Here is an 8,846-nt window from a genome sequence, read left to right as displayed (position 1 = left end):
CAGGCCGCCTTCTGGAACGTCTTCCCCACCCAGGGCCGGTGACCGACCCGCGCCCGTGACGAAGGGCCCGGCCTCCCACTGCTCGGGAGGCCGGGACGGGCCCCGTCAAAGGGGGCCCGTCCGTCGGTGTTCAGCCGGTGCCCGCGGAGATCCGGTCCACAGAGGCATCGCACGGCGGGACGTCCGGCACGCCGTGAGTGCGAGTCGACGCCCGCCAAGCCGTCAGATCATCCGCTCCGCCCCCGCGGGGAGGACCCAGTCAGGGATGTCGGACATCGGAATTGCTCCGGCTGACCCCCGCCAGCGCGGGGGTCAGCCGCCCTCACCCTGCTCCGCCGCGAAGGCGGGGATGTCCTCCCCGCGAGCGCGGGGGTCAGCCGACGACGCTCGCGCGGTGGCTGGCGGTTCTCCTCGCACCTGCGGGGGTCAGTCGACCCGCGCCAGCAACGCCAGCGAGCGCATCGAGTCCTCCCCGCGCCTGCGGGGGTCAGTCGTCCAAACACAGCTCGGGCGTCGCCCCCCCGCGCCTGCGGGGGTCAGCCGGACATCCAGGCGGCCGACGCGATCAGCCTGATGTGTGACTGCCCGCCGTAGATGTCACCTTCGAGGACTGCCGACCTGGGCTGGTGCCAGTTCTTAGCAGCACAGCGGCGGCTGAGCTGCCAGGTGTTGTTGTCACTTACGTACAACGCCGCATCTAGCAGACCCGAGGTGCGGAATGCCGGGTTTCGCGGAAACCCGCTTCCCAGCCGAGGACTTCCCCGTAACTTCCGCCTGGCGTTATCAGCTCACAGCGGAGGGCGAAGAGGCATGTCCTCGTCGTTGCCTGGTGGATTCTCAGCGAATGTGGTTTCGGGTGCTGGCTTGTGGTCCGATACGTGTGACCTCGGCGACCTTGCCCGTGTTCATGCGGGGTTCGACGTCCGCAGGACGACATTGAACCTTACGGTCGGCTGGAGCGACCGATGGACCGCGACGTGGTGCTCCGCACGGACGCCGGTCACCTGCACGGTACGGAACGTCGGCGAGGTCGAGGTGGTCCAGATCCGGCCGGTACGGCGCTTCACATGGCGGACCGGCCAGTGGCACAGGCCGGGCCTGGAGTACCTCGTCAGCACCGATCGGCACCACGGTTTCGAGAGCTATCAGGAGGAACTGTTGCTCCTGATCGCCGACTTCGCGGGCGATCTTGCGGAGGCGCTGGCCCAGCCGTTTCGCCTGCGGTTCTTCACCGCGGACGGTGGGATGGGTGAGCACACCCCGGACTTCCTGCTGCTGACCGGCTCGGGGCCGTGGTTGGTGGATGTCCGGCCAGCCGGACATATCCGGCCGGAGGACGAGGTGAAGTTCGCGGCGTCCGCCGAGGTTGCGCTGGCGGTGGGCTGGAACTACAGCGTGGTGACCGGCTGGCGTCGGCACGTGGTGAGGATCGTCGACGCCCTGTCGGCGGGTCGACGGGAGCTGACCGATCAGCTCGGCCTCCAGGAACAGCTGCTCCGGGTTGCCGCGTCGGGGCCGATCCCCTTCGGCGAACTGGTCGAGCAGTGCAGCTACCCGGCGATCGCCCGGGCGCACGCGGTCCACTTGCTGTGGCACCGCTGTCTGGGCGTCGACATGTCGCATCCGCTGTCGGACGAGAGCCCAGTCCGCCTGGCGGCGGACAGCAGAGCGCGCGGAGGAGAAGGGTGACGACATCCGCCGTGGTTGTCTGGGATCTGGCGCCCGGCAACGAACTGATCATCGACGGCTCCGAGTGGACGGTGGAGGCGTTCGAGCCCCAGGTGGGCAAGGTCGTCCTGGTCCCGGTTGACGGGTCTTCCTGGCACACCTCGGTGCAGGAGCTGATGCATCACCCCGGTTGCCGCCAGCCGACCCGCACGCGCAGGGATCTGCCGGCCGCGAGCCGGGGTCGCCAGCCGAAGGCGATGACCGACCTGACTCCGGAGAAGCAGCGGCTGACCCTGTTGCGGCTGGCCCACCTGAACGAGGTGGAGACCGGATACCTCAGTGGTGACCCGCTGCTGGCCGGACCGGCTGAACCGCGTCCGCAGTACGACCCGGAGCTCACTACGCTGACGCAGCGCAGGCAAGCGAAGGCGGAGGAACTGCGCCTGGCCGCAGTCGAGAACCCTGACCAGGCCGCCGTGCTGGGCCTCAAGCGGGCCGGGTACCGGACGCTGATCCGCTGGGACATGGACCGGCGCCGGTTCGGCCCGGTCGGTCTGGCGGATGACCGCTGGCTTCGTGAGGCGACCGGCCGCCGGATCTCGCTGGCAGTCCGGGAAGCGCTGTTCGCGGTCCGGGCGGAGACGCTGCACCGCTCCAAGCTCAGCGCGAAGGACCGCGAGCGTCTGATCCACCAGTACGTCCGGGAGACCTTCGGCCCCGACGAGCCGGTGCCGAGCTACACGACGCTGCGGACGGTGTGGAAGGAGTGGTTCGGCTCCAGCGGAGCACGGCAGCGGTATCTGCGCTCGGCCGCCCGCGCCCAGGAGGTGGCGACCGGCAGGCATGTCGTGGTCCACCGGCCGGGCCAGGTGGTGGCGCTCGACACCACGATCCTGCCGGTCAAGGTCCGCGAGAACGTCTTCGGCCACCCGGTGTCCGTCCACCTGACCCTGGCCCTGGATGTGTACACGCATTCGATCGTGGCGTTCCGGCTGACGCTGGTCTCCGACACCTCGGTCGACGTGGCCATGGTCCTGCGGGACGTGATGATGCCGCTGCCGATGCGGCCGGACTGGGGCGAGGACATGGAGTGGGCCTACCCCGGTGTCCCGGCGACGTTGGTGGCCGAGTTCGCCGGGCACAAGGTCGCGGGCCTGCCGTTCTTCGCCCCCGAGACCATTACCGCCGACCACGGCTCGGTCTACAAGAATCACCATCTGATCGAGGTCCAGCGGGTGATCGGGGCGAACATCCGCCCCAGTCGGGTCCTTCGTCCGACCGACAAGCAGGCCGTGGAGCGGGCCTTCGGGGCCATCCAGTCCCTGCTGTTCCGGATCCTGCCGGGCTACCAGGGGGTGGACGTGGCCGACCGCGGCGTGGCCCCGGAGGGCGACGCCGTCCTGACCGTGGCCGAGATGGAGCATCTGGTCGCTACCTGGATCGTCAAGGTGTGGCAAGAGCGCCGATTCGGGGCGTATACGCCGAGCTGGGATCCGGCCGGAGACCACAGCCCGAACAGCCTGTTTGCGGCCTCGATGGCGCAGGGCGGCTTCGCGCTGCAAATCCCCCGTCCAGAGCTGTACTACCAGCTGCTGCCGACCCACCGGGTGATGATCCACGGAAAGCGCGGCGTGAAGATCAAGAACCTCTGGTACGACGGCAACGCGCTGGACCCTTACCGGTTCATGCCGTCCGGGCGGGGCGGGGTCGCGAAGAACAAGTACGTCTTCCACCGCGACCCGCGTGACCCGTGCCTGGTGTTCTTCCAGGACCCGCGCACCCACGACTGGCACACCCTGCGCTGGACCGGCCTGCCGGAGGAGGGCGAGGTGCCCGCGTTCAGCGACGCGCGGGTGCGCGAGGTCATGCGCGAGGTCCGCAGCCGCGGCCTCGCCCCGAAGTCGGACGCGGAACTTCTTCCGTTGCTGCTTGAGTTGATCGGCGGCCACATTCCCGTCGAGCAGTGGCCGACCCGGCTGACCCGGGGCCGGCGCGTCGAGCACGCCCGCGAGGTGGCCCAGGCCGCCGCGGCGGCCGCCGACCGCCCACCGGGCGCGACCAGCACCGCCGTCGGCCGGCGGACAACGGCGGATGACACGGCCAATGTGGTGCCGCTCAAGTGGCGGGAGCGGGCCCGGCAGGGGCAGACGGCGGTGGACGACGAGCGCCGCCGTCGGCGGGAGGACGCCGTGCCCGAGCGGCCCGCCCCGCCTCCGGCGCTCGGGCAGCGGCTGCGCGAACGCAGCCTGCTCGCCCTGCCGGACGAGGACGAGTACGAGGCCACCGAGGGGGAAGCGTGAGCGGCGCGGCAAGCACACCACCGTGGGCGGGCGCGGCCACGTTCCTGCCCGGGCCGCCGCTGGACCGCACCCGGCACGACGGCTGGCAGCGCTGGCGCACGACCCGCGCGAGCTTCATCCCGGCGCCGGTGATGTCGGGTGAGGAGTACAAGCGGCTGAGCCCGAGGCAGCGCCGCATCTACGACCTGCACCGCCTGGCCACCCACAGCAGCCTGCCCGTTCAGGCCACCCCGATGAGCGAGGCCGTCGCCTGGCTGGTGCGCACGCGGATCGAGGACGGCGCGTTCAGCCACAAGTCGGGCACTCGCACCGGGGTGATGGTCAACGGCGGCGGCGCCCAGGGCAAGACCGAGACCGTGTGCGAGGCCGTGGCTGCCTTCGAGGACGAGTGGCTGACCCTGAACCAGCAGGTCAACCCGGAGGCGATGCCTGGCACCCGCGACCTGTTCGCCCCGGTGGCGTACGTGCGCTGCCCTGTCAAGGCCACCCCGATCTCCACCTGCCAGCGCATCCTCGACTTCTACGGCGAGGACCACAAGGGGATGCGTCTGGAGGACCTCGTCCGCACGGTGAATGCCGCGATCACCGACCACGCCACCAGGGCGCTGGTGATCGACGACATCACGAGGCTCAAGCTCCACCGCGAGGCCGACCAGGACGTGCTGGACCTGATCCGCGAGATGATGAGCATGCCGGTCACCCTGATCCTCGTCGGTGTCGGCATCCCGACCTCCGGCCTACTGCGGGACGGCCGGTGCGACCCCGTCACCCGGCAGTGGGTCTTCCCGCCAGTCAAGGACCGCGGACGCAGCCCCAACGCCGACGCCGCGACCCAGCACGAACGCCGCTTCGAAATGATCGACCTCGATGCGTTCAGCTACGACACCCCCGCCCAGATCGAAGCCTGGACCGCACACCTGCGGGGCCTGGAGAGCTGTCTGCGGCTGCTGAACGACACCGACGGCATGCTCACCACCGGCGGCATGCCCGAGCAGCCTTTCCGGCGCACCAACGGCGTCGTCGGCCTCCTGGAGAAGCTGATCCAGACCGGCTGCCGCCACGCCATCGAGACCCGGGCCGAGCACCTGACGGTCGACCTCCTGCAATGGTGCACGGTCAGCCCCACCGACCTGCCCGACCTGGACGCCGACTCCGGCGAACAACCGGAGATCCCCCAGATGCCGAAGAAGAAGCGCCCCGGCCGCAACACCGTCTTCGACGACGACGGCCCCACGGGGGCGGTGGGGTGACCGGCACGCCCCGCCCGCTGGCCCGCAGCCTCGCCCCGCTGCCCGACGAGTCACTGCCGGGCTTCCTGCTGCGGCTCGCCCACCGGCTGAACCGCACGCCGGCCCGGATGGCCGTGCTCACCGGCATCGCCCCCTACCGGCTCGGCCACGCGGTCAAGCTGCCCGCGCACCTGCTGGTCGCATTGCGGCCGGAGGCCGCAGCCCGCTTCGCCGCCACGACGCGCCTGACCCTCAGCGAGGTCCGAGCACTCGGGCTGCGACCGCACCAGGTGACGTATCCGCCGCTCACGGACGCCGGGGAGCGTCCGGACGGCCGGTTCGGCTCCCACGTGTGGGCGTTCACCGCCGCCAGCCGCTTCTGCCCCCAGTGCCTTGCAGGTGACGGCACCGCGGTCCAGAGCGCGCACGGCGGCCCCTGGCGCCTGCCGTGGCACCTGCCGGTCGTCTTCGCCTGCACCCGCCACCGGCGCCTGCTCGACCACCTCTGCCCGAGCTGCCGCCAGCCCCTCAACGCATCCGTCCAGGGCCGAGCTGGCCTGATCCTGCACCCGACCGGTCCCGCACTGCACCCCGCCCAGTGCCGCAACCACGCCCCCGACGCCGGCACCCGCAAACCCAAGCCCGCCTGCGGCACCGACCTGACCGCGACGGCCGCGGGCACCCGCGCGAAGGCGGACACCGACCTGGGCACCCTGCTCGATCTCCAGAGCAGGCTGCTGGCGCGACTGGCCTCGCCGGCCGCCGACGAGCCGCTGTTCTTCCCGGACCTGATCGCCGTCAGCCAGATGATCACCATCTCGTGGCCGGCCGCCGTCGACAACCTCAGCCTTCCTGAGGTCGCGACCGACGCCCTCGACAAGCACATCCACGCCATCCGCCGCCGCACCGCCGACCGCCCCCGCGGGGACAACGGCCGCATCGTCATCGGACCGCCACCCGCAGCCGCCGCCTGCGCGAGCCTGCTCGCCATGAGCGAGTACCTGGTCAGCCACCCGGACCCGGCAGCCGCCCGCGACTGCGTCCAGACCCTGGCCCGCCGCGCCGTCGAACGCGACCGCACCCGCTTCGTCGGCATCATCCGGCGCGGACAGCTCTCCCTGCCACTCGCCCGCGCGCTTGCCGTCCAACGGGGCGGCTTCCACGCCACGGCCGGCGCCGGCACGTCCGCGGCCCTGCGCGTACCGACGCGCACCTGCCGCTTCACGGCCCAGGAGATCCCCCAGCTCCTGCCGAACGCCGCCTACGAGCGCCACCTGGCCCACTTCACTACCCGCCTCACCGTCGCCAGCCGCAACAACGCACGTCTGGCGCGGCGGGCCGCCACCCTCAAGCTCGCCGAGATGACCAGCGGCGGTACCTTCTCCGACAGTGCCCGTCTGCTCGGGATCCCGCGCGGGCACGCCCTCTCCGGGCTTCAACAGCTCCGATTGCGTACGGACGGCGAGGACACCTGGCAGCAGTTCCTTCTCGGGCTCGACGCGATCGCCGCCGAACTCGACGGTCAGGAACACCGCATCGACTACCAGCGCCGCCGAACGGTGCTTGAGGACTGGAGCATCCCGCCGGCCCACTGGGCCCACCTCACCGATGGCCTGCCCACCCTCGACGCGGCTCCCGAACTGCGGATCTGCGCGTCGGTCCTGGTGTGGACTCAGGTCACCGAGGGCGACTACCTGTTCAGCCCACTGGTGCGGGACCGTGGCTGGGGCGGGCGACTGCTGGGTGGCCCGGACCTTGTCCGCGACCTGCCCCACCTCGCGGGCGCCCGCCGCGGCGCCAAGGCCCGCCTCCTTCCCCGCCTGGCCGCCTACACGCAGCAGACAGCCGCCTGGTGCGACGGCGGTGCACGGACCGGCGAACAACGGACGACCCCATGACCTCCCGGCCGATGGCCCGCAGCCTGGCACCGCTACCGGAGGAGTCCGTGGCCGGCCACCTGCTGCGGTTGTCCTTCCGCCTCCACCGGTCCCCGGTCCGCCTCACGGAACTGACGGGGCTCGGCCCGCAGAAGACCGAGCCACCTCAAGCAGTCGGGAAATGACCCAATCGCCGGTACTTCGGTTGGAGGGGATTGACCGTGAGATTAGCGATGGCGCGTCTGGAAAGAACTCTCCCGAAGGTGCACGGGATGCGACGACGACAACGCTGAGGACGACATCTCATGGGCATAGCAGGGCGCCTCCACGAACGAGGAGACTCCGCCGTCGCCACCGCTCTGTACGGGCCGGACCTCTTCCGGCCCGACGAGCTGACCGCGAGCCGCCTCGCCGCCGACATGCGACGCATTCCCGACCTCAGGAAGACCTGGAACCCGACGATGGGACCCCGGCTGTTCAACAGTCGCAATCCGGTCGGCACCTACGACTCCCACATGAAAGGCATCCCCTTCCAGGAGAACCTGGCCAAGACCCGGGCCCCGAAGGACTTCCCCGACCTTCCCCTCGCCACGGACGCCCCACGCCGCCACGGCTTCGCTGCCCGCGGCACGGCACTGCTGCGGGCCATGACCGAAGCGATCCCGGTACCCGACACCCCTTTCTGGCACGCAGTGGCCGAACAGACCTACGGGTACGCCTGGTGCCTCATCGACAACAACCGTCTGTGCCGAGAGTGTGTGCACGGATCCTGCTCCGTCAGCCTGTTCGACTCCTTCGCCGACTACTATCACTTCGCCGAACAGATGCCCGAGACCCTCGACATCTGCGCACAACGCGTCGTGGAGTACATCGACCACGTCCACCGCGACCACGCGGTCGACGGCCAGGAACGCAAGATCATGGACGCCTGGCTGGCATCGACCCAAGCCATCTACGCCGACGTCCTCCACCCCAAGGCCAAGCGGCTTCGTCTCCCCGACGACGAGCTCCGCACCATCCGGTACCGCGTGATCAACGCCGCGATCCGGGCGTTGACCCTCCAAGCCCGCCACGAGCAGGGCCCACTCATCGGGGACGACAACACCATCGACGCGGTCGCGCTGGCCGCCGTGGTGACGCACGACGCCTGTGACCGCCGCCACGACAACACCGCCAACGAGTACTACAACACCCTCACCTTCATCGCCGCCCACACCGGCATGGAAAGCGTCGACATCGTCCGCCGGTTCTGTACCGATGTCTGGGCGTGGGCCATCGACCAAGGCGCCGACTGGGCCCTGCACATCGCAGGCCGGCTGCTGGTCTGGCAGGTCTACATGGCCCGCTACCAAGCCGACGTCCTCCTCGACCACCTGACCGCCCCCGCCCGCCGAAAGAAAGCCAAGGTCGACCCCTACGGCGACCCCGTACTCAACACCCTCAACCCTCTGCCGCCCAGCCCCACCCCCGACGACTACGACCTGCGCTCGCGCTGCCAGGACAAAGCCCGCTACGACCACCTGCTCCACGCCTGCCTGGCCCACTTCCAGAACTGCCCCGGATGCCGCGGCTACGACACCGCCACCTGGCAGCAGCGGGTCCCCCTCATCGAGGCGGCCTACCGCACCAAGTACACCGACTGCCGCTGCCTGAACACCCTCAGCACCTACTCGATCCTCGCCTCGCTCGACCACCTCTGGTGGGCAGCGGACCCCTCGTCCCGCTACACCGGCCCGACCGGCGAATGGTCCCCCTTGCTCTGCTGATCCCCT

Annotated in this window: 5 protein-coding genes; all 5 read left to right on the top strand. The window is 70.4% G+C overall.

Annotation, left to right across the window (positions count from 1 at the left end):
• Window positions 1-810: 810 nt before the first annotated feature.
• The 5 genes from ACFWP2_RS36305 to ACFWP2_RS36285 all read left to right on the top strand — a co-directional run bounded on the left by ACFWP2_RS36305 (window position 811) and on the right by ACFWP2_RS36285 (window position 8,840).
• Entirely contained in the window at window positions 811-1,689 is an 879-nt protein-coding gene (locus ACFWP2_RS36305; protein ID WP_380459748.1) for a TnsA-like heteromeric transposase endonuclease subunit, read from the top strand.
• On the top strand, window positions 1,686-3,968 hold the full coding sequence (locus ACFWP2_RS36300; RefSeq protein WP_380459746.1) for a transposase: 2,283 nt from the start codon (window positions 1,686-1,688) through the stop codon (window positions 3,966-3,968). Before ACFWP2_RS36305 ends, ACFWP2_RS36300 begins: the two co-directional genes overlap by 4 nt.
• Window positions 3,965-5,218 carry an AAA family ATPase gene (locus ACFWP2_RS36295; RefSeq protein ID WP_380459744.1) on the top strand — a complete coding sequence of 418 codons (1,254 nt, stop codon included), beginning with the start codon at window positions 3,965-3,967 and terminating at the stop codon, window positions 5,216-5,218. Before ACFWP2_RS36300 ends, ACFWP2_RS36295 begins: the two co-directional genes overlap by 4 nt.
• Window positions 5,215-7,095 carry a TniQ family protein gene (locus ACFWP2_RS36290; protein WP_380459742.1) on the top strand — a complete coding sequence of 627 codons (1,881 nt, stop codon included), beginning with the start codon at window positions 5,215-5,217 and terminating at the stop codon, window positions 7,093-7,095. The genes ACFWP2_RS36295 and ACFWP2_RS36290 overlap by 4 nt, the downstream gene beginning before the upstream one ends.
• A 284-nt stretch (window positions 7,096-7,379) precedes the next feature.
• Window positions 7,380-8,840, top strand: coding sequence for a hypothetical protein (locus ACFWP2_RS36285; RefSeq protein ID WP_380459740.1), 1,461 nt, complete (start codon window positions 7,380-7,382; stop codon window positions 8,838-8,840).
• Window positions 8,841-8,846 lie beyond the last annotated feature (6 nt).

Origin of the sequence: Kitasatospora sp. NPDC058444 (genome assembly GCF_042721415.1) — a bacterium.
In the GTDB taxonomy this organism is placed as follows: Bacteria; Actinomycetota; Actinomycetes; order Streptomycetales; family Streptomycetaceae; genus Kitasatospora.
The sequence above is the reverse complement of the archived record's forward strand: the minus strand, read 5'-3'. Positions and strand labels throughout refer to the sequence as shown.

Bases quoted from the DNA above. Each gene is read 5' to 3' on its own strand.
- ACFWP2_RS36285 (WP_380459740.1), top strand. From the start codon at position 7,380: ATGGGCATAGCAGGGCGCCTCCACGAACGAGGAGACTCCGCCGTCGCC.
- ACFWP2_RS36305 (WP_380459748.1), top strand. From the start codon at position 811: ATGTCCTCGTCGTTGCCTGGTGGATTCTCAGCGAATGTGGTTTCGGGT.